Origin of the sequence: Streptomyces sp. B3I8 (genome assembly GCF_030816915.1) — a bacterium.
Taxonomy (GTDB): Bacteria; Actinomycetota; Actinomycetes; order Streptomycetales; family Streptomycetaceae; genus Streptomyces.
In genome coordinates, this window is the sequence record NZ_JAUSYN010000002.1 from 7,073,335 (window position 1) to 7,095,640 (window position 22,306).

The window sequence follows — 22,306 nt, forward strand, 5'->3', positions numbered from 1 at the left end:
AGCCCCATGGAGCCTTTCGCCGCGAGGCGACCGCCCTCCGCACGTCACCCTGTACGAGCCCCGGCTGGCCTCCCCCGTCCGGCCGGGGCTCTTTTTTCTGCCCGGACCCCCGGGGTCTCCCGGCCCGGACACCCGGGTACCCGTGGAGGAATGCCGACCGAGCGCCCCGCCCCCGTCCTGTACGTCCGCCACGAGCCCGCCGCCGGACCGCACACCGTGCGCACCCTCGGCGCCGGCCGCCCCGGACCGGACGGCCGACCGGTGGTGCTCGTCCCGGGGCTCGGCGCCCCCGGCTATCTGCTGCGCACGGCCCGGTGCTGCGCCGAACGCGGACCGGTCCGGCTGCTGGACGTCCCCGGCTTCGACGACCCGCGCCGCCCGGTGCGCCCCGCCGCCCTGCAACCGCTCGCCGTCACGGTGGCCGGATGGCTGGCCGCCCTCGCCGGGCCGCCCGTCGTCCTCGCCGGGCACTCCACCGGCGCCCAGGTCGCCCTGCGCGCGGCCCTGCTGGCCCCGGAACGGGTGCACGCCCTGGTGCTGCTGGCACCCACCTTCCCGCCCGCCCTGCGGCGCCCCGCTCCCATGGCCGCCGCGTTCGCCCGCACCGCCCTGTGGGAGTCGCCCGCCGTACTGCCCACGCTGCTGCCGTCCTACGCCAGGGCCGGTGCCGGACGCCTCGTGCGGTACCTCCGCTCGGCCCAGGCCGACGCCCCCGAGGACACCCTGCGCGCCGTCTCCCACCCGGTCACGGTGGCCGGCGGAGTGCACGACGCGCTCAGCCCGCCCGACTGGATCCGCGCCCTGGCCCGCCGCGCCCCGCACGGCACCCCCGTCGTCCTGCCCGGCGCCCACGCCTTCCCGTACGCCGACCCGCACCCCACGGCCCGCCTGCTGAGCCGCGCGCGGGGCGGCGACGAGGACAGCCCCTGAACGCGAGTGGCCGCCGCGTCCCCGGGTACCGGACCACTCCGTCGCGGCGCGGTCCCGACACCGCGCGGACCGCGCGCGACACCAGGGAGCGGGACATGAGCCGGACCACACCGGACCACACCATGCAGGGCGGACGACGTCGCCGCCCGCCTCCGTGAGACAACCGCGGAGGTCTTCGGCCGGGACCGCCTCCCCCCGCCCAGCTCGCCGCCACGGAGGCGGTACTCGCCGGCACCGACACCCTCGTCGTCGTGCCGACCGGCTCCGGGAAGTCCGCCATCCACCAGGTGCCCGGCACCCTGCTCGACGGGCCCGTCGTGGTCGTCTCCCCCTGCTCGCTCTCCAGCGCGACCAGATCGCCGGCCTCCCCGAGGGCACCGGTGCCGTCGCCGTCAACTCCGACCTCACCGCCGCGTGGGCCGAGGACACCGGCATGCAGGCGTACTTCGCCGGCCGCGCCCCCGGCCACGACACCCTCGCCGTAGTCGCCGGCGCCGTCCACGAGCACACCGCGGACAGCGCGGGCGGCGGGGACGGCGGGGACGGCGTGGACCTCGACGGGCTGCGCGAGGACACGGGGCTGTCCCGGAACCGCGTCACCACCGCGGTCAACCTGCTGGAGGAGGCCGGCGCGGTCACCACCGGCGCGGGCGGGGAGGTGACCCCCGACCCCGGCACCGCGCCCGGCGCCGCCGTGGCGCGGGCCGAGGAGACGGCCGAGGCCCACCGGCGCACCGACCGTTCCCGCGTCGGCATGGCCCGCGCCTACGCCGAGACCACCGGGTGCCGCCGCCGCTTCCTGCTCGGCTACTTCGGCGAGGAGTACGAGGCGCCGTGCGGCAACTGCGACGCCTGCGAGGCGGCCGAACGCGGCGGGGACGGCGACGGGCCGGCGACCGCGCCCCACCCCGCGGCGGCCGGCTACCCGGTCGGCTCCCAGGTGCGGCACGACCAGTGGGGCGAGGGCACAGTCCTCAGCGAGGAGGGCGACCGCATCACGGTCCTCTTCGACACCCACGGCTACCGCACGCTCTCCCTGGAGACCCTTGCCGAACGCGAGGACCTGCTCGAGGTCGAACGGCGCCCGGACCCGCAGGAGCCCCCCGCCCCGTGACCCGCGGGTGAAGCCGGGGCCGCCCTCAGCCCTCCCTCAACTCGAGCCCGTCACAGCCCGAGCCCGCCACAGCCCGAAGCCCGGAAAAAGGGGGCCGCGAACATGTCGCGGCCCCTCTCCTACGGCCTGGGACGTCTTTTCGGCCTGAGCGGCGAGAACCGGCCAATGGTCTGGACCTGATATTGACGTGGACACGTCTCATGCTCATGCTCCTCTTCATCGGCCCCCTCCGTCCGTGCGCCCCCCACCCGCGTCTTTGCCGGGCGGCCCCGCCGACTCCCCGCATCCCTCCGCGATGCGCACCCGAACCCCACCGGCTCCGGCCGTCGGACCACAGGAGGACAACGTTGTCAACGCGCCGCCGCACGGCAAGTCTCGTCATACTGGGAGCCCTACTGGGCTCACTGGGGCTGGGCGCCGCCCCCACCGCTTCCGCACGCTCCGCGCCCGCCGCCACCGCACGGTCCGCCTCCGACTCCTCGGCCCGGGTCGGTGCCCAACAGCAGCGTGACGCCCTGAAGTTCTGGACGCCCGAGCGCCTGGTCCATGCCGTCGACCTCGACGCGACCGCCTCCACCACGGGGCGGCACGACCCGGCCCGCACCCCCGAGCCCCGTGCGGCGCACCCGACCTCCGTCCCCGCGGCGCAGCCCGTCGGCGGTCCCGCCCGGACCACCGCCGCCGAGAAGACCGACACCTCCCCGCGTCTCGCGGCGAGCGCACCGCAGCGCTGGACCGGCGGCGGCCTCATCTCCACCACCGCGGGCAAGGTGTTCTTCTACAACCCCAAGAACGGCGGCACGTACGCGTGCAGTGGTGACGCGGTGAACAGCGGCAACAAGTCCGTGGTGGCCACGGCGGGGCACTGCGTCGTGGACACCGACGGCACCGCGTACACGAACTGGGTCTTCATCCCCGGCTACGACCACGGCAACCGCCCCTTCGGGACCTTCGCCGCGACCTCGCTGCACTGGGAGCCGCAGCGCATCGGCGACTCCGACGCGGCCTGGGACGCGGCCTTCGTCACCGTCGGCACGGTGAACGGCCGCAGACTCGTGGACACGGTCGGCGGCCAGGGCATCGGGTTCGACCAGGCGCCCGGACAGTACGTGCGGTCCTTCGGCTACGGCGGCTCCGCGGCCGAGGGGGGCGGTGAGCAGATGAACTGGTGCGCCGGCACGGAGGTCTTCCAGGGCGGACACGCCGGCGGCGGCGTCTGGGGCATCGACTGCGTGCAGACCGGCGGCTCCAGCGGCGGTGCCTTCCTGGCGGGCTTCGACACCGCGAGCGGCGGCGGCATGCAGATCGGCAACATCAGCATCAGCGTCGGCTCCTACGAGTACCACCCGTACTACGGCAAGGAGGCCGCGGGCGCCTACAACGCGGCGGGTTCCTGACCCGGCGGGTTCACCGGCGCCCAGGTCCCGCAGAGGCCCGCGGACTTCCCCGCGTGGCCTCTGCGGGACCGGCCCGCGGGGAGGGAGAGGATGTGCTCACGCAACAATCCCGCGGCGGTGACGGAGTGTGAGACGCGATGCGAGCGGTGGCCCGGTTCGACGCGTACCAGCGACGCCACCGCTGGGTGGGGCTGCCGCTCGCCGTCGTCTACAAGTTCTTCGACGACCAGGCCACCTACCTCGCAGCCCTCCTCGCCTACTACACCTTCCTGTCCCTCTTCCCGATCCTGCTGATCCTCGTCGCCGTCCTCGGCACCCTGCTCAGCCACAACCCCGGGCTCCAGCAGGACGTCCTGGACTCCGCGCTCGGCGAGTTCCCCGTTCTCGGCGACCAGATCGCCGAGAACATCCACTCCTTCCACGGCAACGGACTCGCCCTCGCCGCCGGTGTCGCCGGCAGCCTCTACGGCGCCCTCGGGGTCGCCCAGGGCGCTCAGCACGCGCTGAACAAGATCTGGGCGGTGCCCCGGCACGCCCGTCCCGACCCGTTCCGCTCCCGGCTCAAGGGCGCGCTGTTCCTGTCGGTGCTGGCGCTCGGCCTGTGCCTGACGACGCTGCTGTCCGTCACCGTCTCCGACGCGAACGTCTTCGGCACCCGCCTGGCCACCGGCATCCGGGTGAGCGCCGCGATCGCCGCCGTCTTCCTCAACGCCGCACTGCTCCAGCTCAGTTACCGGGTCCTGACGCACTGCAGGCTGCCCCTGCGGCACATGCACGGCGCGGCCCTCGGCGGGGCCTTTGCCTGGCAGGCCCTGCAGTGGGCCGGCTCGTACTACGTGCAGGACGTGCTGCGCGGCGCGACCGCCACGTACGGCATGTTCGGGATCGTCCTCGGCCTGCTGGCCTGGATCTACCTCGGTGCTCTGATCTTCCTGATGACGGCCGAGGTGAGCGCGGTGCGGGTGCTGCGGCTGTGGCCGCGCAGCCTGCTCACCCCGTTCACCGACCGGGTGCGGCTGACCCGGGGGGATCATCGCGCCTACCGGGCGTACGCCAGGACCGAGGCGTTCAAGGGCTTCGAACGCGTCGAGGTGCACTTCGGCACCCCGCCGCCGCCCTGGCCCGCGCCCCTGCCCGACGACGGCCCGGACGACTCCTATGGCCCCGGCGGCTTCGCCGGACCCGGCGGGCCGGACGGCCTTCACGCGCCTGACGGCTGACGGCCCCACGGGCCGCACGACGAATCTCCGTGGTCTCCGGGCGCATCGATTTGCAGTGTGCAATCCTCTGTGGGTGCTGCCGGTGGCCGACGGGCGGCCCGGTGCTCAGGAGTGACCTGTACCGGCGGCGGGGCGCTGGGCCCGCCGTCCGGCCACCGGCAGTTCCTCATCCGCCCAGCGGGCTCACGGGTACGACACGACCGTGGAGGGCACCGTGGACGTCCCCGACGTGGGCGAACCCGTGTCGTTGATCACCCGCTCGTACTGCCCGGCCCCGCCGAGGGAGACCACCAGCAGGTCGTGGAACTTCACGCCCGGCGTGTTCGGGGCGGCGAAGCCGTGGTGCTGCACGATGGTCGGGTCGACGTTGTAGTAGCAGTAACTGCCCAGCCCCCAGCCCTCGTGACTGGTGACCCGGTCGCCCACCTTGTAGGCGGCGTACCCCTTGAGCGAGCCGTTCTGGATCGCGGCCTGGTTCGGGGCGTCGTAGGCCTTCTCGTTCTGGAAGAAGATCGTGCGCCCGCGCTGCCCGTTCCACTGCACGTCGTACTTGTTGAAGTGCTCCACGAACAGGCCCGTGGCCAGCACGTCGTCGCCGTTGACGACGAGGCCGTAGTCGGCCCGGTTGGTGTCCCAGCCCACCCCCGTGCCGTGGTCGGCGCGCCAGAGCCAGGTGTGGTCGACGATGGTGTGCCGGTTGTTGATCACCATGCTGGTGGTGGCCTTGCCCGCGCCCGCGCCGCCGATGCGCACGAACACGTCCTGCACCGTCGTCGGGTTGCCGGAGTGGTCCTTGGAAGCCCCGGCCGGTCCGACCTCCAGCAGGGTGGCGGAGTTGACGGGCCCGGCGTCGATGAGGAAGCCCGCCAGCCGTACGCCGTCGACGTCGGCCACCTTCATGACGGTGGCCCCGTTGTCCGGGATGAGCGTGGCGTACCCGAGGCCCAGGACGACGGTGTTGGCGCGGTTCACCTGGATCGGCTGGTCGACGTGGTAGATCCCGGGCGTGAGCAGCAGGTTGAGGCCCTGCGAGAGCGCCTGGTTGAGGGTGGCCGCGCTGTCGCCCGGGTGGGCGACGTAGAACTGCGACAGCGGCAGCGAGGTGCCGCGGGGAGTGCCGTTGCCCCAGGTGACACCCCGGGCGTTGGTCCGCTTCTCGGGCAGGAAGACCCGGTATTCGCTGCCGCTCAGGTACAGGAACGGCTTCTCGCGGGAGACGGGGGTGGTGTCGAGCGTGGTGTACGGCGGGTTGGGGAAGCTCTGCGCGGGGGCGCCCTGGACCCCGGAGAACACCATGTTCCAGACGCCGTTGAGCCAGCTGCCGATCGCGCTGTCCCGGGTGTACCACTGCTGCTGGGAGTACGGGCCGACCTGGCCGTCGATCCGGCAGTCGGCGACGTAGCCGCCGCTCGCCCAGCCGTACCCGGTGGGCTCCAGGTCGAGCCCGCCGCGTACGTGCATGCGCCGGAAGGGGGCCGCCTGAGCCACGGCCCAGCGGTTGGTGCCGCTCACCGGAACGAGGGCGAGGTTCTCCGCCGAACGCCAGAAGTTCTGCGTGGCGTTGCCGTCGAACCAGCCGGCGTCGACCGTGACGTCACCGTTGATGGTGGTGTCGTCGGGGGAGAGGCCGAGGCCGGCGATGGAGGTGTAGAAGCCGATCTGGGCGTTGAGGCCGTGGTACGTGCCGGGCTTGAACAGCAGGGCGTAGCGACCGGTGTCGAACTGCGCCTTCTCCTGCTTGCGGAACACCTCGTCCAGCTTGGCCTGGATGTCGGGTGTCGACGGGTCGAAGACCAGCACGTTGGGGCCGAGGTCACCGCCGGCCGCCAGCCGTTTCACGTGCGCCTCGGGCCGCCGGTGCGGGGTCCGGCGGGCGGCGGGCGCGGCGGACGCGGGCGTGGACAGGGCGAGCAGGGCGGGCGTGGCGGCCACCGCGGCGGCGGCGCCCAGGACGGCCCTGCGGCCCGGAACGGCGGGGCCGGCGGGGGACGGGGTGGATGTGGAGGGGGTGGCCTCGGAGGGGGTGGCGGGGTCCGGAGAGGACGAAGGACGCATGGGGCGGCTCTCCTGCTGGGGGAGTGGGGCGAACGGTTCAGGAACTGAACGACGAGGGGGAGTTGAGAGCGCTCTCGTGCCGTGCATGCTTCATCTGGCGTGAACCGTGCGTCAAGAGCCGGGCGGCATGTTTCCTCCGCGGCGGGCGAGAAGGCGTCAATTGACCCTGCTCTGCTGCCGGTTGCCCGCTTTCGACGTACTCGTGACCGGACCGGCGTCCTTCACGATGTCTTCAACAAGTGTGTGTCGCAGGTGTTGCCGCATCCCTTGACGTGTACGCGCGGCCCGGTTTAACTCACGTCCTAAATTAAGCCGTGACCGCGCACCACCGGCACCCCCACCTCCCCGAGGGAGAGCCCGCATGCGTACCTCTCGCAACTCACGCACACCCCGCACCCTGCTCACCGCCCTCGCGACCCTCGCCGCGGCGGCCCTGCTGTCCCCCGCACCGGCCCTGGCCGCCCCCGCCCACCAAGCCGCCGGGACGGCGGCCGCCGCGAACTGGGACACCGACCGCGCCGCGGCCGCCTACGCCGCCACCCCGGCCGCCGCCACCGCCTCCGGCAGCGAGAACGCCGGCAGCGCGCCCGGCCTCGCCTTCGACGGCAACACCTCCACCCGCTGGTCCAGCAACTTCGCCGACGACGCCTGGATCCGCCTCGACCTGGGCACCACCCTGCGCATCGACACCGTCGTCCTCGACTGGGAAGCGGCCTACGGCAAGAGATACGCCCTGGAGGTGTCGAAGAACGGCACCGACTGGACGCCCTTCTACACCGAGACCGCCGGCACCGGCGGCACGGTCACCGCGCACACCTACCCGCAGGAGGTCACCGGCCGCTACGTCCGGATGCGCGGCATCGAACGCGCCACCCCGTACGGCTACTCGCTCTACTCGTTCAAGGTGTACGGCGGCGAACCCGCGCCCGCCTCCACCACCCGGACCAACCTCGCCCTGAACCACCCCGCGTACTCCAACTTCTACCAGCACGCGGGCAATTCGCCCTCGTACGTCACCGACGGCGGCATCCCCGCCAACCTCAAGGACGACGCCACCCGCTGGTCCAGCGACTGGAACGCCGACCGCTGGGTCTCCGTCGACCTCGGTGCCGCCGCCACCATCGACACCGTCGACCTGTACTGGGAGGCCGCCTACGCCGTCGACTACCGGCTGCAGGTCTCCGACGACAACCGCACCTGGCGCACGGTCTACCAGCCCTCCGCCGCCGATGTCGCCGCCCGCCGCGCGAACGTGAAGTCCCCCGGCGACGCGGTCGGCCTGCACGACACCGTGAAGCTGTCGCAGCCGGCCACCGGACGCTACGTCCGCATGCTCGGGGTGGAGCGCCGCTCCTTCTACAACCCGGCGCCCGCCACCGCCCAGTTCGGCTACTCGCTCTACGAGTTCCAGGTCTGGGGCACCGGCGGCAGCGCGTCGGCCGCCTACCCGGCACTGCCGGGCGAGCAGCAGGGCAACTACCGCACCACGTTCTTCGACGACTTCACCACCTCCTCCCTGGACCGCTCCAAGTGGCGGGTGGTCCGCACCGGCACCGAGATGGGCCCGGTCAACGGCGAGTCGCAGGCCTACGTCGACTCCACCGACAACGTCCGCACCGAGAACGGCAACCTGGTGCTGCGCGCCAAGTACTGCAAGGGCTGCACCACGGCGGGCGGCGGCACCTACGACTTCACCTCGGGCCGCGTCGACACCAACACCAAGTTCGACTTCACCTACGGCAAGGTCAGCGCCCGCATGAAGCTGCCCGTCGGCGACGGCTACTGGCCCGCGTTCTGGCTGCTCGGCAGCAACGTCGACGACCCCTCGGTGTCCTGGCCGGCCTCCGGCGAGACCGACATCATGGAGAACATCGGCTACGGCGACTGGACCAGCTCCGCCCTGCACGGGCCGGGCTACTCGGCCGACGGCAACATCGGCGCCCGGCAGACCTATCCGAACGGCGGCACCGCCGACCAGTGGCACACCTACGCGGTCGAGTGGACGCCGACGGCGATGCGTTTCTACGTCGACGACCGGCTCGTCCAGGAGACCACCCGCAACGTCCTGGAATCGACGCGCGGCAAGTGGGTCTACGACCACAACCAGTACGTCATCCTCAACCTCGCGCTCGGCGGCGCGTACCCGGCCGGCTGGAACAAGGTGACCAGCCCCTACTGGGGGCTGCCGCAGTCCAGCGTCGACCGGATCGCGGCCGGCAACGTACAGGCGGAGGTGGACTGGGTCCGCGTCGAGCAGAAGGGGTGACGAGCGGGCCCCGCCCCCCGCAGCGTCAGGCGGGGGGCGGGGGCCGTCGGCCGTCCGGGACGAGGAGCGCGGACCGGGACCGGGTGCGCGGTCCGGGCGCGCTGTTCCTGTGCGCGCTACTCCTCCGCGGCATGGCGCCGCATCCGTTCGTTGTGCCAGGCGATGGCCCGGCGCAGTTCCGGCTCGTGCAGCCCGGTGCGGCAGCCGAGCTGGTCCATGGTGAGCGTGGGCGGGCCGGTGGTCAGCACCCGCGTGATCTTCGCGGCCCACAGCTCCTCCCGCACGTAGGGACGCCGCAGGTACTGCTCGCGCAGCACCTCGAAGTGCTCGTCCCCGCAGGCGGTGAGGGCGCGCAGCCCGTCGTACCCGTCGTTCGTCGGATGGACGGACGAGGAGTCCGGCACGTAGCCGCACTTGGCCTGGTCCTGCGGGAACGTCGCCGCGCACAGGTCGCACAGCTCCAGCGGGAGGATCCTGGCCGGTCGGGCGCCTTTCCTGCGCTTCCACATGGTCCCTCCAGGTCTCGGGTCTCAGGCGGCCCTCTGCGAAGCGGCCGCGTCGGGGCGGAGGTCCGCCAGGGTGAGCCGGTGCGCCGGTGGGTCCGGCAGCACGACATGGTGGGTGGCGTGCAGATCGGGGCCGACGTGCAGCAGTTCGCCCGGCTCCATCAGCCGCCACTGCGGGTTGTCGTCCATGCGTTCACTGGCGACCACCACGGCGGGGGACTCGGCCAGGTGCGCGGAGCGGACGCGCAGCCGGCCGTCGGTGCCGCTGTGGTCGAGGTGCCGGGTGCCGTGGTGGCCGCCGGCGTGCCTGCGCAGCGTGTAGAGCCGGTGGGTCTCCGGGTAGCGCAGCGCCCAGAGTTCCTGGGGTGTGGTGAGGACCAGGTTGAGGGCGTAGACGGGCAGGTTCTCGGCGATCCAGCCGACGGCGCTCTCGATGCCCGCGGCGATGTCGCCGTCGTGGCGTCGGATCTCCCGGGTGATCAGGGCGAAGCACCGTTCCGAGTCGGTGTCGCCGTTGACCGGTGCGCGGTCCTCGCCGAGGTGCTCGTCGAGCCGGTCCAGGCCTTCGACCACCCCGTTGTGGGCGAACAGCCGGCCCTCCTGCTCGAAGGGGTGGGTGTTGCGGGTGTCCAGGCCGCCGGTGGAGGCGAACCGGATGTGGGCGAGGAAGGTCTCCGACTCCACCTTCCGGGCCTCCCGCGCGAACGCCCGGTCCTCGCGGGCGGCCAGGGGCGCCTTGTGCACCACGGGGGTGCCGTCGTCGGCGTAGTACCCGAGACCGGTGCCGTCGGGATCGTGACGGCTCTGCTCACTGAGGCTGTCGGGGGCGTCCAGCAGCCAGAACGTGGCGCGGGTGCGCCGCGGAGCGCTGCTGAGGCCGAACAGACGGCACATCGGTCTCCTCCTCCGGCTCGGATCGGGTCGGCCCGGTTCGGGTCAGCTCGGTTCAGTTCGGATCGGTTCGATTCGGGTCGGTTCGGCTCGGCTCGGTTCGGGTCGGTCCGGACCGTGTCAGTCGCGGCCAGGGGTGCGCGGGTTCTTGGTCTCCGCGCCGTGGGCGAAACCGCCCGCGTCGTCGGCGTCGCGGTGCGGTTCGTGCTGCTTGTCCAGCCGGGTCAGGACCCGGCGCAGGTCCCGCATCAGCAGGTCGGCCAGGTCGTGGCTGAACCCGTTGCGCACCACGATCCGCAGCGCGGCCAGGTCCGTGCGGTCCCTGGGGAAGGTGTACGCGGGCACCAGCCACCCGCGTTCGCGCAGCCCCGCGGAGACGTCGAAGACACTGAAGTGCTCCACCCCGTCCCGCATCCGGAAGGCGAACACCGGAATGTCGTTGCCGTCCGTGAGCAGTTCGAACGGGCCGAGACCGGCGATCTGCCGGGCCAGACCGGTGGCGACGTCCCGGCAGGTCTGCTGCACCCGCCGGTAACCCTCGAAGCCCAGCCGCAGGAAGTTGTAGTACTGGGCGACGATCTGGGCGCCCGGCCGGGAGAAGTTGAGCGCGAACGTCGGCATGTCCCCGCCGAGGTAGTTCACATGGAACACCAGGTCGTCCGGGAGCGCCTCCTCGTCCCGCCACAGCGCCCACCCGACGCCCGGCATCACCAGCCCGTACTTGTGGCCGGAGGTGTTGATGGAGGCGACCCGCGGCAGCCGGAAGTCCCACTCCAGGTCCGGGTCGAGGAACGGGGCGATCATCGCCCCGGAGGCGCCGTCGACATGGATCGGGATGTCGAGACCGGTGCGCGCCTGCACATCGTCCAGGGCCGCGGCGATGTCCGCGACGGGCTCGTAGGAGCCGTCGAAGGTGGAGCCCAGGACGGCGACGACACCGATGGTGTTCTCGTCGCACAGTTCCACCGCCTTCTCCGCCGTGAGGTGGAAGCGGTCGCCCTCCATCGGCACGTACCGGGGCTCGACCTCGAAGTAGTCGGCGAACTTCTCCCAGCAGATCTGCACGTTGATGCCCATGACGAGGTTGGGCCGGTCGGCCGGCTTGCCCTCGGCCCGGCGCCGGTGCTGCCAGCGTCGCTTGAGCGCCAGGCCGCCGAGCATCGCCGCCTCGCTGGAGCCCGTCGTCGAGCAGCCCATCGCCCGGTGCGGGTGCTCGGCGTGCCACAGCCGGGCGAGCATGTGCACGCACCGCGTCTCCAGCTCGGCGGTCTGCGGGTACTCGTCCTTGTCGATCATGTTCTTCTCGGCGCACTCGTCCATCAGCCGCCGGGCCTGGGGCTCGGCCCAGGTCGAGACGAACGTCGCCAGGTTCTGCCGGGCATTGCCGTCGAGCATCAGCTCGTCGTGGATCACCTGGTAGGCGGTGTCCGGTTCCATCTCGCCGTCCGGCAGCGCGTACCGGGGCACCCGCAGGGGCTCCCGGCTGAAGACCGGGTTGATCTCCAGATCCCGGCTCTCGTGGCCGTCGTCACCGTGGTGCTGCACGGGCATGCGTGGTCCGCCTCTCGTCCTGCTCACCGGATGGACCGGTTCGCTCTCCTCTGCGGGAGTTCCCGCCGCCCGCCCGGCGAACCGCCCGCGGCCGTACGAAAGCGAGTTCCGGGCCAGGCGGCCGACGGTTTCCGGCCCGTCTCCCGCCGCGGTTCCGGTCGGTGCCGGGGACGGCGTCCCGGTGGGCGTGGCGATGGCGTGGTGGTCGGTCACACGGTGGGTGACGCGGTCGGCGTGGCGGTGGCGTTCATCGGCGGCCGGGGGTGCTCCCGCGGCCCGGGTCACCCGGATGGGGGTCCTGACCGGGGCCCGGCGCCGCCTGCCGGGGTCTGCTGGAAGGGGCGTCGTCCCAGGAGGTGGTGACCATGCACGAGATGCGCGTCGGTCCGGAACCCGGCAGTGGAAAACCGGTGTGGCACGTGGTGACCGAACAGCGCGGCACCAGCCTGTGCGGAGCGGAGGTCTCGGGCGGACCGGCGGCCTCGCCGGACGAGACGGACCACCACTGCCTGCCCTGCATGACCCGCTTCCAGCAACTGCTGGAGGCGGGCCGGTGACCCCGGACGGGGAGCACGCCCCGCCCTCGTGAACCCCACCCGGCCCCGCCGTGGCAGCGGGCCGGCCCGCGCGCCCTCGTGCGCCCCTCCCGTGTGCCCCGGGGCAGACCGGGCAGGCGGTACCGGGTGCGCCCGGTGATCACCGCGGCGCGGCCTTCGCCCCGGCGGCAGCAAGGAAACCGCCGGAGCGGAGCGCACGGTACACGCAGGGCACGTAGAGGAAAGGCGGCGGCGTGAGTGACGCGAGGCCTGACGGACAGTCCCCCCTCCGGCACCGGACCGAGGTGCCGAAGAGCGTCGCGGAGCTGCCGCGGCAGGTCCGCGAGGAGCTGACCTCCAGGCTCCGGCGCAACCGGCGGGCCTTCGGCGCGGAGGACGTCCAGGTCGTGGAGGCGCCCCTGCTCAAGCGGGCCGTCGGCGCCTCGGCGCTCGGCAACTGCATGGAGTGGTTCGACTTCGGCGTCTACAGCTACCTCGCCGCCACCCTCGGCAAGGTGTTCTTCCCCGGCGCCTCGCCGGGCGCCCAGCTCATCTCCTCCTTCGCCACCTTCGCCGCGGCCTTCGTCGTACGCCCGCTCGGCGGCCTCGTCTTCGGCCCGCTCGGCGACCGGGTGGGCCGGCAGAAGGTGCTCGCCACCACCATGATCATGATGGCGGCCGGCACGTTCGTCATCGGGATCATCCCCAGCTACTCCACCATCGGCATCGCCGCGCCGGTCCTGCTGCTGCTCGCCCGGATGATCCAGGGCTTCTCCACCGGCGGCGAGTACGGCGGCGCCACCACCTTCGTCGCCGAGTACTCGCCCGACCGCCGCCGAGGCTTCCTCTCCAGCTGGCTCGACTTCGGCACCTTCGTCGGCTACGCGGCCGGCTCCGCCCTGGTCACCGTGCTGAACCTGGCGTTCAGCGAGGCCGAGATGCTCGCCTGGGGATGGCGCATCCCGTTCCTCATCGCCGGGCCGCTCGGCGTGATCGGCCTGTACATGCGGCTCAAGCTGGAGGAGTCCCCGGCCTTCCAGCAGCAGCTCGACGAGCACGAGAAGAGCCTCGCCCAGGAGTCCGCCGGCACGGAGTTCAGGACCATCGTCAGGGAACACTGGCGGCCCCTGTTGATCTGCATGGGCCTGGTGCTCCTCTACAACGTCACCAACTACATGGTCACCGGCTTCCTGCCGACCTACCAGACCGAGACCCTGGACCGCTCCAGCGGCTCCGCCGACGTGCTGGTGCTGATCGGCATGGTGTGGATCGTCCTGCTGATCACCTTCCTCGGCCGGCTCACCGACCGTGTCGGCCGACGGCCCGTCTACGCCGTCTCGGCGGTCGCCATGATCGTCCTGGCGGTGCCGTCGTTCCTGCTGATCAGGAGGGAAGGGACCTGGGGGCCCGTCGCCGGGGTCCTGATCCTGTCCACGCTGCTCGCGGGCTTCGCCGCGCCGAGCGCCGCGACGCTGCCCGCGCTGTTCCCGACCGCCGTCCGCTACGCCGCCATGGGCATCGGCTTCAACCTCGCCGTCTCCGCGTTCGGCGGCACGACGCCGCTGGTCACCGAGGCCCTGATCAACATGACAGGCAACGACATGATGCCCGCCTACTACCTCATCCTCGCCGGTGTCATCGGGCTGGTGACCGTGAAGTTCCTCCCCGAGAGCGCACAGGTGCCGCTGCACGGGTCCCGGCCGATGGTGGGCTCCACGGAGGAACGCAGCGAGCTGATCCGTACCTCGAAGGACCTGTACCGCGTGGAGCAGGCGTCGGGGGCGCGCTGACACCGGCCCCGACGTGGCCGAAGCCACGTCCGCGGCGTGGTCCGCGCCATATCGCGGGAAGGGGCGGCGGGGATAGTTTCCCCGTGTCCTCCCCTCCGCCTCCGCGATCGGAACGGCCTCGTCGTGTCCGCAGAACTCTCCCCGCTCATCGCCGCGACCTCGCAGTGGCTGACGCTCGCCTATCCGTCGGCCGGCACCGCGCTCGACTCGGTTCTCGCCGAGGTCCAGGCACGGCAGGCGGTCACCGTCGCCGCGTGGCTGTGCTATCCGACCGTGCTCGACGCCGAGCTCGCCGTGATGGCCGGGTCCGGCGGCTCCGACCGGCTCGACCGGCTCACCGGCATGGAACCCGTCGACGACGCCCAATGGCTCGGCCACGCCTGGCGCACCTGGGTGGACGAGGTCGTGGCGAGCTGGGCGGCATGCCTGCTCACCGACCCGCACCTGGCCGAGGGCGCGGTCGCCGCGATCACGGCGGGGGAGCACACGGACGGTCTGCCGCTCGACTTCCGGCGACTGCTCGCACCGGACGAGCGGGACGTCCGGGCGGCGGCCCTGCTGCGCCACCCCGACCTGGTGTCACCGGTCTCCGACCTGCACCGGGCGCGACTGCTGGGGTGCCTCGGGCTGGGCGAGAGGCTCACGGCGTAGCCGCGCGGCCGTGCCGCGGGTTCAGCCGACGTGACGGGCCGGGGTGGCGTGTGTCGGAGACACGGCGAGGGTGGGCCCGGGTGTCGCCGGAACCCGGCGCGGGGCGTCCTCCGACTGCTTCACCGTGGCCTCGCCGGGTTCGTACCCGTCACGCGGGCCGGCGGGCGCGCGTGAGGCGACGGTCCACAGCAGGACTACCGCGCCGGCCGCGGCGAGCAGCCGGGCGATCCGGCGGCGCCTGGCCCTGGCGTCCAGGTTCCGCCAGGCCGGTCCGGCCCGCCGTTCCTCTGGCTGCCACAGCTCGCCGACGGCTTCGGCCGGGTCCCCACCGGACCCGCTGACCTCGCCCGCGTCCCACCCCGATCCGCCGGCCCCGTCCGAGCGCCGCGCGGACATGGTTCCCGGGCCGTCGGGGCGGGCGTGACCACGACCGGGCGCACCGGAGCGTGCGGTGCCGGACCGGTCGGGACCGGGCGGATCGGCATCGGGCGGGTCCGCGTGGGAAGGGTTCGCATGAGGCGGGTCGGTGCTGGGCGAGCCGTCAGTGCCGCACCCGTTGGAGCCGGACGCGTCGGAGCCGGAGCCGGGCGCGTCGGCGCGGGGCTCGACCCGTGCGCCGTCACTCACCCGTTCCCGGGCCGACGGCTCCCTCGGCGCCGAGCGTGCGATCGCCCGCTCCGTGTCGTGGGCGAAGCGCGCCCACACCTCGTCCGGTACGGCGGGCGTGCCGCCCTCGTATCCCCGGGGGCCGCCGCCCCCCGCGCCCTGCTCGGTCACGATGCCCTGCTCCCTGCCCCTCGTCCGCCCCCGCCCTCGTCCGCCGTCCTCACGGAACCGTGCAGGGCGGGGCGTCGGGGCTCCGAGATTTTCGCACGGACCGGTGCACCCCGCCGACCGGCACCCGGTCGCACGCCCCGCCTGATCCGGGTCCGCGGCGGCCCGCGCCGAGTGGAGTCCGTCGGCATCGAAAACCCGGAGAGCATTGCCGGATTCCGGCAATGCGGGTCCCGCCGACGGTGGGCATGATGGAGGCGCGGGGGAGCACGGGGGCGGTCCGGGTGCCGGACACCGGCAGGTGTCCGGCACCCGGACCGGTAGTACCCCGCCGCCGTGCCGGCGGTGTTCCGTCCTTCGCCCGACCGGTTGTGTCCCGCCGCCGTGCCGCACGGTCCGCCGACCGTCCCACCGCGTGGAACCGGAACCGGGGCCCCGGGCCGCCGCCGAGAGGAGTGACCGTGGCCTTCCTGCTGCCGCTCGCCGCAGCCGTCCTGGTCATCGCCGTCGGCACGGCGGCCCTGACACGCGGGGACCGTCGGCGCATGCCCACGAGCGCGGACGGACCGTGGACGGAGACCGCCGCCGACGGACCGGGGACGGAGGCCGCCGCCACCCGCGCGCCGCGCGCCGACCGGCGCCGGGGCCGGGCCTACCGGAACCGTCGCCTGCGCGAGCGCGGGTGAGACCCCTGCGACCTGCTGTTGTCAGTAGGCCTGTCTACTCTGTTCCCACCCACGCGGCTCCGGCCGCCGCGGCGCACGGACAGGGGGAGAGGGCACTGAGAGCGGGGGCGGAAGTGGCGGGGGCCGGGGCGGACGAGGCACACCTGGAGGAGTACGCGCGGATCCTGGCGGAGGTCTGCGCGACCGGCCGCCGCCTCACCCGGGACGAACTGGAGTCACTGCGGGCGCAGGGCGAGCGCGCCGCAGAGGCGGGGCACGGGCTGCGCGCCCTCGTCCGCCGGCACCTCTCGGTCACCCGCGAGCTCTGGCCCACGCTGCCCGCCACCGGCACCGACCGCCTGCTCGCGGTCGTCGAGCACGCGGTGGACGCCTTCGCCGAGGGGCACGAACGCGCCCAGAAGCTCGCGATGCGCCAGGAGGAGGCGGCCCGCCGCGAGTTCATCGACGACCTGCTCTACGGCCGCAGCGACCTCGGCCGGCTCTCCGAGCGGGCCGAGCGCTTCGGTCTGCTCTTCTCCCGCGCCCACGCGGTCGCCGTCGCCGTCGGGGAGCGCGCCGTGGACGAGACCCATCCGGCCACCCGGCAGGTCGAGAGGGCCCTCGTCGCCCGTTTCGGAGAGCGGCGCATACTGCTCACCACCAAGGACGGCCGGCTGATCTGCGTCGCCCCGGGCGACGAGAGCGAGGTGCTCGCCTACTTCGCCAGGCAGGCGCACGCCTGCCTGGACGGCGGGCAGGTCGGCATCGGCCGGGCCCACCCCGGGGCCGGGGGAGTGGTGCACTCCTACGAGGAAGCCCTCAACGCCCTTCACCTGGCCGAGCGGCTCGGCCTGCACGAGCCCGTACTGCACGCCGCCGACCTGCTCGTCTACCCCGTACTGGCCCGCGACCGGCAGGCCATGGCCGATCTGGTGCGGCACGCCCTCGGCCCGTTGGAAGCCGCGCGCGGCGGTGCCCGGCCGCTGCTGGACACGCTCACCGCGTACTTCGACTCCGGCTGCGTCTCCGCCGAGGCGGCCCGCCGACTGAGCCTCAGCGTCCGCGCGTTCACCTACCGGCTCGACCGCATCCACAAACTCACCGGCTCCGACCCCTCCGACCCCGTGCACCGTTACACCCTGCAGACGGCGGTGATCGGCGCCCGGCTCCTCGGCTGGCCCGAATCGGACGTGTGAGCCGCAATCTTCTGTTCCGCCCCACTTGACCGAACCCGGCCCGTTTCCTTGCGGATTACTGACGCCGCCTTTACGTGCGCTGTGCGGGCCCACCCGTACGCTCCTCTCCTGCACCCTGCGGAAAAGCCGCAGGTCGGGCGTGAGTCACACGCCTTTCTCCCCGTACGGACGGTCATGAACAACAGACGCAAGCAGAAACTCCTCGGCACCGTGGCTCCGTTGCTGACCCAGGGGGAGCAGATCGAGCTCGCCTCGCTCGCCAAGGTCGGCTCGGTCTCCGCCAAGCGCCGGGTGCTCACCACGGCGGTGGTCGGCGCGCTCACCGCCGGTGCCGTCATCGCCGTCGCCCAGCCGCGTCCCATGTACTGGGTCCTGACCGACCGTCGGCTGCTGTTCGTGGAGGCCGTCCAGGGCAGCGGCCGGCCCGGCAAGCTGCTGATGTCGCTGCCGCGCGAGTACATCACCGCCGCCCCGGCGAGCTCGGCGCTGCTCGGCCTCGGTGTCAAGACCGTCCTGACCGTGCAGGGCCAGGAGCAGGGCCTCAAGCTCACCTTCCCGCCCGCCGTCAAGGCCGACGGACGCGACCTGGCGGGACGGCTGGCAACCGCCGCCTGACTAGAAGAAACGTTTCTCTTCAGGTGGGTGCCGCCGCCGGTGCCGACATCGGTTCGGCACCGGCGGCGGCACCGTCCACCGGTATCGGACCGGGCACGGATCGGTTGCGGCACGGGATCCCCGGCTCGACGCCGCACCGGTTGCGGCAGCATCCATCTCATGGACCCCACGGGCAGAGACCGGTACATCGACTTCCTGCGGGCCTGGGCGATCGTCTGCGTGGTGGTGGGGCACTGGCTGATCACCGCGCTGGTCCGCGCCCCCGGCGGAGAGGTCACCGCCCCCGAACTGCTGCTGGCCGTCCCCGGCACCCAGTGGCTGACCCTGGCCTTCCAGATCATGCCGCTGTTCTTCCTGGCCGGCGGGCACGCCGCGAGCGGCTCCTGGGCCCGCGCCCGTGAGGCGGGCGCCGGGGCGGCCGACTGGGTCGGGGCCCGGGCCCTGCGCCTGCTGCTGCCGGCGGGGGCGTACAGCGCACTGGCCCTCCTCGCCCTCGCCGTCTGCGCCGGCCTCGGCGTGGACCCCGGCACCCTGGCGACGGTCGGGTGGGCGCTGGCCATGCAGTTCTGGTTCCTGCCGGTGTATCTGCTGCTCAGCGCCGCGACCCCGGTACTGCACGCGGCCCACCGACGCTGGGGCGTACGGGTCCCGGCGGCCATGGCGGTGGCGGCCCTGCTCGTCGACGTCCTGGTGCTCGCGGCCGGCACCCCGTACATCGGGCCGCTCAACTACATCCTTGTCTGGGGCGTCGCTTACCAGGCGGGCTTCTGCTGGCGCGACGGCCTGCTCACCGGACGCGGGCGGGCCCCGGCCGCGCTGCCCGCCGCGCTGACGGCGGGCGGGGCGCTCGCCTTCGCGGCCCTGGTCGCCCTCGGGCCGTTCCCGGTGAGCCTGATCCTGGTGACCGGACAGCGCGTCAGCAACACCGACCCGCCCTCCGCGGCGATGCTCGCGTGGACGGTGGCCCAGATCGGCCTGTGCCTCCTCCTCGCCCCCGCCGTACGGCGACTGCTGGACAGGGCGCGGGTCTGGCGGGCGGTGCGCCCGGTGGGCGGCGCGAGCATGACGCTGTACCTGTGGCACATGGTGCCGGTCCTCGTCGTCGCCGCGGCGTTCTACCTGACCGGGCTGGCCCCGCAGCCGGCGTTGGGCTCCGGCGGCTGGTGGGCGCTGCGACTGCCGTGGCTGGCCGTGCTGGGGGTGGTGCTGGCAACGCTGGTACGGGTGCTGCGGCCCTGGGAGCGGGGGCTTACCGCGCTGTACGCGTGGACCACCGCGGGGTCCGGCCGGGGCGGGCGGCTGTGGTGCGGCCTGGCCCTGAGCACGGCCGCGCTCACCCGCTTCGCCGGCCATGGCTTCGCCCCCGGCGGACGCGTCCCCGTACTGCCGGCGCTGGGGCTGGCGCTGGGCGTCGCCCTCGTGGCGTCCGCCGGACGACGTCGTACGGCCCGCCTCCGGGACGACGGGAGCGCGGTGACGGAGGCGGCGTAGGGGTGGTGCGAAGGCCGGCTTGCGGGGGCACGGGGAACCGCGCGGGCAACCACGACGCACCCGCACCCGAGCCGAACCATCGCGGGCAACCACGACGCACCCGCACCCGAACCCGCGCCGAATCGCCTCTACCCGCACTCCGCCAACCGCTTCCGCAGGAACCGGCGTTCCGCCTCGTTGCCGACGAGGCCGAGCGCCCGCCCGTACGCCACGGCGGCCTCGTCCCGGCGCCCCGCGCGGCGGAGCAGGTCGGCCCGGGTCGCCGGGAGCAGGTGGTACCCGTCCAGCGCGCCCTCCCGCTCCAGCTCCGCCACCAGCGCGAGCCCCGCCTCCGGCCCCCGCGCCATGCCCACCGCGAACGCGCGGTTGAGCCGGACCACCGCGGACGGCACCTGGCGCACGAGCTCGCCGTACAGCGCGGCGATGTCCGCCCAGTCCGTCTCCGCCGCCGTGACCGCCGTGGCGTGACAGGCGGCGATCGCCGCCTGGATCCGGTACGGGCCGGGCCGGCCGCGCCGCAGCGCCGTCTCCAGCAGGGCGGTGCCCTCGTCGATCGCGGTCCGGTCCCAGGCGGCACGGTCCTGGTCCTCCAGGCCGACGGGGTCCCCGGCGGCGTCGGTCCGGGTGGCGCGCCGGGCGTCGTGCAGCAGCAGGAGCGCGAGCAGCCCCAGCACCTCCGGCTCGTCGGGCATCAGCCGCGCCAGCAGCCGGGCGAGCCGCAGCGCCTCCGCGCACAGCTCCGCGCGCAGCCGCTCGGTGCCGGAGGTGGCCGCGTACCCCTCGTTGAACAGCAGGTACAGCACCGCGAGCACCCCACCCGTGCGCTCGGGCAGCAGATGCGCGGGCGGCACCCGGTAGGGAATGCCCGCGTTGCGGATCTTGTGCTTGGCGCGGGTCAGGCGCGCGGCCATGGTCGTCTCGGACACCAGGAACGCGCGGGCGATCTCGGCGGTGGTCAGCCCGGCCAGCGTGCGCAGGGTGAGCGCGACCCGGGCCTCGACGGGCAGCGCCGGATGGCAGCAGGTGAAAATCAGCCGCAGTCGGTCGTCGTGCACCCCGCTGTCGTCGGGGGAGTTCGCGGAGCCCGTACCGTCGTACGACGGCTCGTCGCGTCCCAGCACCGCCACCTCCCGCAGCTTCGCCGCCCCGACCGCCTCCCGGCGCAGTACGTCCAGGGCGCGGTTGCGGGCGGTGGTGGTCAGCCAGGCGCCGGGGCGGCGCGGCACCCCGTCGCGCCGCCACCGGTCCAGGGCACCCGCGAAGGCGTCCTGCGCGCACTCCTCGGCCAGGTCCCAGTCACCGGTCACCCGGATGAGGGTGGCGACGACCTGACCCCACTCGCGGCGGAAGGCGTCGGCGACGGCGCGCTCCACCGCCTCCGCCTCGCCGTCGCCACCGGTCGCGCCCCCGCCACCGCCCGCGGAGCTCACTCCCACACCGGCCGTACCTCCACCGAGCCCCCGCCGGCCGCTGCCGGGTGTTCGGCGGCCAGGGCGATCGCCTCGTCGAGGTCGGCGGCCTCGACGAAGTCGATTCCGGCGACGTACTCCTTGGCCTCCGCGAACGGCCCGTCGGTGAGCAGCACTTCGTCGCCCGCGACCCGTACGGTCGTGGCGTCGGACGCCGGCCGCAGCCGGGCCCCGCCGGTCACCGCGCCGGCCCGCGCCGCCTCGATGTAGGCGGCGAAGCGCGGGTCGGCCATGACCTCCTCGGGGCTCGCCCCGGGACCGTCGACCGGGACGCAGATGAAGAACGCGTATCTCATGACGCTCCCTCCTCGCCGGTGGCCAGGGACAGGTGCTCGTGGGCGATGAACCAGCGTTCCGCGACCGCCCGGTACCCGGTGGTGACCCGCAGCAGCCGGTCCAGGGCCGTGCCGTCGGTGAGCGTGCCGGTCGTCCGGACCAGGGCACGGCCGAAGGCCACGTTCTCGGCGACGTGCAGGGAGGACTCGACGACCTCCCGGCGCACCGGCCCGACCACCGACCCGTACGCCCCCTCCCACGCCTTGCGCAGCGCGGCGGTCCCGTGCACGGCGACGCCGGCCGGGGAGATCACCTCCACGTCCGGCGTGTAGTGGGCCAGGGCGGCCTCCACGTCTCGTTCCCGGGCGGCCAGGGTCAGTGCGGCGTCGAGCAGGCGCAGCGGCTCGCGGGCGTCCTCGTCGTCCCAGAACGGCCGTACCTCCATGGCGCCGATCGTGGCCACGGGGTGCCTGGCGGCCGCGTCGACGGCCTCCTGGAGGGTGTCGCACTCCAGCACGTCGTACCCGGCGACGTACTCCTTGGTCTCCGCGAACGGCCCGTCGGTACGCAGCACCTCGCCGCCGCGCACGCGGACGGTGACGGCCTCGGCCGGCGGCCGCAGCCGGTGGCCGTGCAGCCGTACGCCCTGGTTCCCCAACTCCTCGACCCAGGGTTCGACAGGGGGCATCCCGGTGGCGTCGGCGGTGTCGTCGCCGCAGACCAGCAGCATGTACTTCATGGTGGAGTCCTCCCGGTGTTTCGTGGGGCGTCCGCCGGGTGTTCGTCAGGTTCTCGATGAGATGCCGTGTCCCACCCGGTCCGTCACCCCACCGACGAACGGGCCGGCGCCGTATCGACAACGCCGCGCCATTTCTTCTCACGCGTGATCCGCGAAGACGCCCAGCCCCGGCCC

Annotated in this window: 20 protein-coding genes; 12 read left to right on the forward strand and 8 right to left on the reverse strand. The window is 73.4% G+C overall.

Going from position 1 to position 22,306, the window contains the following annotated elements; all coding sequences use genetic code 11:
* Positions 1-150: 150 nt before the first annotated feature.
* The 4 genes from QFZ64_RS33170 (at position 151) to QFZ64_RS33185 (ending at position 4,661) form a co-directional block, all read left to right on the forward strand.
* Positions 151-930: an alpha/beta fold hydrolase gene (locus QFZ64_RS33170; RefSeq protein ID WP_307071170.1), complete on the forward strand. Its 780-nt coding sequence runs from the start codon at positions 151-153 to the stop codon at positions 928-930.
* Positions 931-1,363: 433 nt separating this feature from the next.
* A complete protein-coding gene (locus QFZ64_RS33175) occupies positions 1,364-2,044 on the forward strand; it encodes a RecQ family zinc-binding domain-containing protein (RefSeq protein ID WP_307071171.1) in 681 nt (226 codons plus the stop codon).
* A gap of 347 nt (positions 2,045-2,391) precedes the next feature.
* Positions 2,392-3,441, forward strand: coding sequence for a serine protease (locus QFZ64_RS33180; RefSeq protein ID WP_307071172.1), 1,050 nt, complete (start codon positions 2,392-2,394; stop codon positions 3,439-3,441).
* Positions 3,442-3,578: 137 nt separating this feature from the next.
* Positions 3,579-4,661 carry a YihY/virulence factor BrkB family protein gene (locus QFZ64_RS33185; RefSeq protein WP_307071173.1) on the forward strand — a complete coding sequence of 361 codons (1,083 nt, stop codon included), beginning with the start codon at positions 3,579-3,581 and terminating at the stop codon, positions 4,659-4,661.
* 183 nt (positions 4,662-4,844) lie between these two features.
* Here the strand turns inward: QFZ64_RS33185 and QFZ64_RS33190 are convergent, their stop codons facing one another.
* On the reverse strand, positions 4,845-6,716 hold the full coding sequence (locus tag QFZ64_RS33190) for a coagulation factor 5/8 type domain-containing protein (RefSeq protein WP_307071174.1): 1,872 nt from the start codon (positions 6,714-6,716) through the stop codon (positions 4,845-4,847).
* 361 nt (positions 6,717-7,077) lie between these two features.
* On the opposite strand from QFZ64_RS33190, the gene QFZ64_RS33195 reads away from it, so the two are divergent.
* Positions 7,078-8,982, forward strand: coding sequence for a discoidin domain-containing protein (locus QFZ64_RS33195; RefSeq protein WP_307071175.1), 1,905 nt, complete (start codon positions 7,078-7,080; stop codon positions 8,980-8,982).
* Between the two features lie 116 nt (positions 8,983-9,098).
* Here QFZ64_RS33195 and QFZ64_RS33200 read toward each other — a convergent pair whose 3' ends face one another.
* The 3 genes from QFZ64_RS33200 to QFZ64_RS33210 all read right to left on the reverse strand — a co-directional run bounded on the left by QFZ64_RS33200 (position 9,099) and on the right by QFZ64_RS33210 (position 11,930).
* Entirely contained in the window at positions 9,099-9,491 is a 393-nt protein-coding gene (locus QFZ64_RS33200; RefSeq protein ID WP_307071176.1) for a hypothetical protein, read from the reverse strand.
* A gap of 21 nt (positions 9,492-9,512) precedes the next feature.
* A complete protein-coding gene (locus QFZ64_RS33205; RefSeq protein WP_307071177.1) occupies positions 9,513-10,382 on the reverse strand; it encodes a class II glutamine amidotransferase in 870 nt (289 codons plus the stop codon).
* A 117-nt stretch (positions 10,383-10,499) separates the two neighbouring features.
* A complete protein-coding gene (locus QFZ64_RS33210) occupies positions 10,500-11,930 on the reverse strand; it encodes a glutamate decarboxylase (protein ID WP_307071178.1) in 1,431 nt (476 codons plus the stop codon).
* Between the two features lie 365 nt (positions 11,931-12,295).
* Between QFZ64_RS33210 and QFZ64_RS33215 the strand changes: the two genes are divergently transcribed.
* From QFZ64_RS33215 to QFZ64_RS33225, 3 genes are all read left to right on the forward strand, one after another.
* Entirely contained in the window at positions 12,296-12,487 is a 192-nt protein-coding gene (locus QFZ64_RS33215; protein WP_307071179.1) for a hypothetical protein, read from the forward strand.
* Between the two features lie 233 nt (positions 12,488-12,720).
* Positions 12,721-14,256, forward strand: coding sequence for an MFS transporter (locus QFZ64_RS33220; protein ID WP_373430709.1), 1,536 nt, complete (start codon positions 12,721-12,723; stop codon positions 14,254-14,256).
* A gap of 123 nt (positions 14,257-14,379) precedes the next feature.
* Positions 14,380-14,907: a hypothetical protein gene (locus QFZ64_RS33225; protein WP_307071180.1), complete on the forward strand. Its 528-nt coding sequence runs from the start codon at positions 14,380-14,382 to the stop codon at positions 14,905-14,907.
* 21 nt (positions 14,908-14,928) lie between these two features.
* On the opposite strand, the gene QFZ64_RS33230 is transcribed toward QFZ64_RS33225, so the two are convergent.
* Positions 14,929-15,684 carry a hypothetical protein gene (locus tag QFZ64_RS33230; protein WP_307071181.1) on the reverse strand — a complete coding sequence of 252 codons (756 nt, stop codon included), beginning with the start codon at positions 15,682-15,684 and terminating at the stop codon, positions 14,929-14,931.
* Between the two features lie 458 nt (positions 15,685-16,142).
* Here QFZ64_RS33230 and QFZ64_RS33235 point away from each other — a divergent pair, with 458 nt between their 5' ends.
* The 4 genes from QFZ64_RS33235 (at position 16,143) to QFZ64_RS33250 (ending at position 19,648) form a co-directional block, all read left to right on the forward strand.
* Positions 16,143-16,367: a hypothetical protein gene (locus QFZ64_RS33235; RefSeq protein WP_307071182.1), complete on the forward strand. Its 225-nt coding sequence runs from the start codon at positions 16,143-16,145 to the stop codon at positions 16,365-16,367.
* 113 nt (positions 16,368-16,480) lie between these two features.
* The gene (locus QFZ64_RS33240; RefSeq protein WP_307071183.1) at positions 16,481-17,542 is read left to right on the forward strand and encodes a CdaR family transcriptional regulator; all 1,062 of its coding nucleotides are present in this window, start codon (positions 16,481-16,483) and stop codon (positions 17,540-17,542) included.
* Positions 17,543-17,716: 174 nt separating this feature from the next.
* A complete protein-coding gene (locus tag QFZ64_RS33245; protein WP_307071184.1) occupies positions 17,717-18,157 on the forward strand; it encodes a hypothetical protein in 441 nt (146 codons plus the stop codon).
* Between the two features lie 159 nt (positions 18,158-18,316).
* Complete coding sequence (locus tag QFZ64_RS33250; protein ID WP_307071185.1) at positions 18,317-19,648, forward strand: acyltransferase; 1,332 nt, start codon at positions 18,317-18,319, stop codon at positions 19,646-19,648.
* A 128-nt stretch (positions 19,649-19,776) separates the two neighbouring features.
* Here the strand turns inward: QFZ64_RS33250 and QFZ64_RS33255 are convergent, their stop codons facing one another.
* From QFZ64_RS33255 to QFZ64_RS33265, 3 genes are read right to left on the reverse strand one after another with little or no spacing between them, the layout of a single operon-like run.
* Complete coding sequence (locus QFZ64_RS33255; protein ID WP_307071958.1) at positions 19,777-21,021, reverse strand: RNA polymerase sigma factor; 1,245 nt, start codon at positions 21,019-21,021, stop codon at positions 19,777-19,779.
* A gap of 53 nt (positions 21,022-21,074) precedes the next feature.
* On the reverse strand, positions 21,075-21,413 hold the full coding sequence (locus QFZ64_RS33260) for a YciI family protein (protein ID WP_307071186.1): 339 nt from the start codon (positions 21,411-21,413) through the stop codon (positions 21,075-21,077).
* Positions 21,410-22,132 carry a nuclear transport factor 2 family protein gene (locus tag QFZ64_RS33265; RefSeq protein ID WP_307071187.1) on the reverse strand — a complete coding sequence of 241 codons (723 nt, stop codon included), beginning with the start codon at positions 22,130-22,132 and terminating at the stop codon, positions 21,410-21,412. The genes QFZ64_RS33260 and QFZ64_RS33265 overlap by 4 nt, the downstream gene beginning before the upstream one ends.
* Between the last annotated feature and the right edge of the window lie 174 nt (positions 22,133-22,306).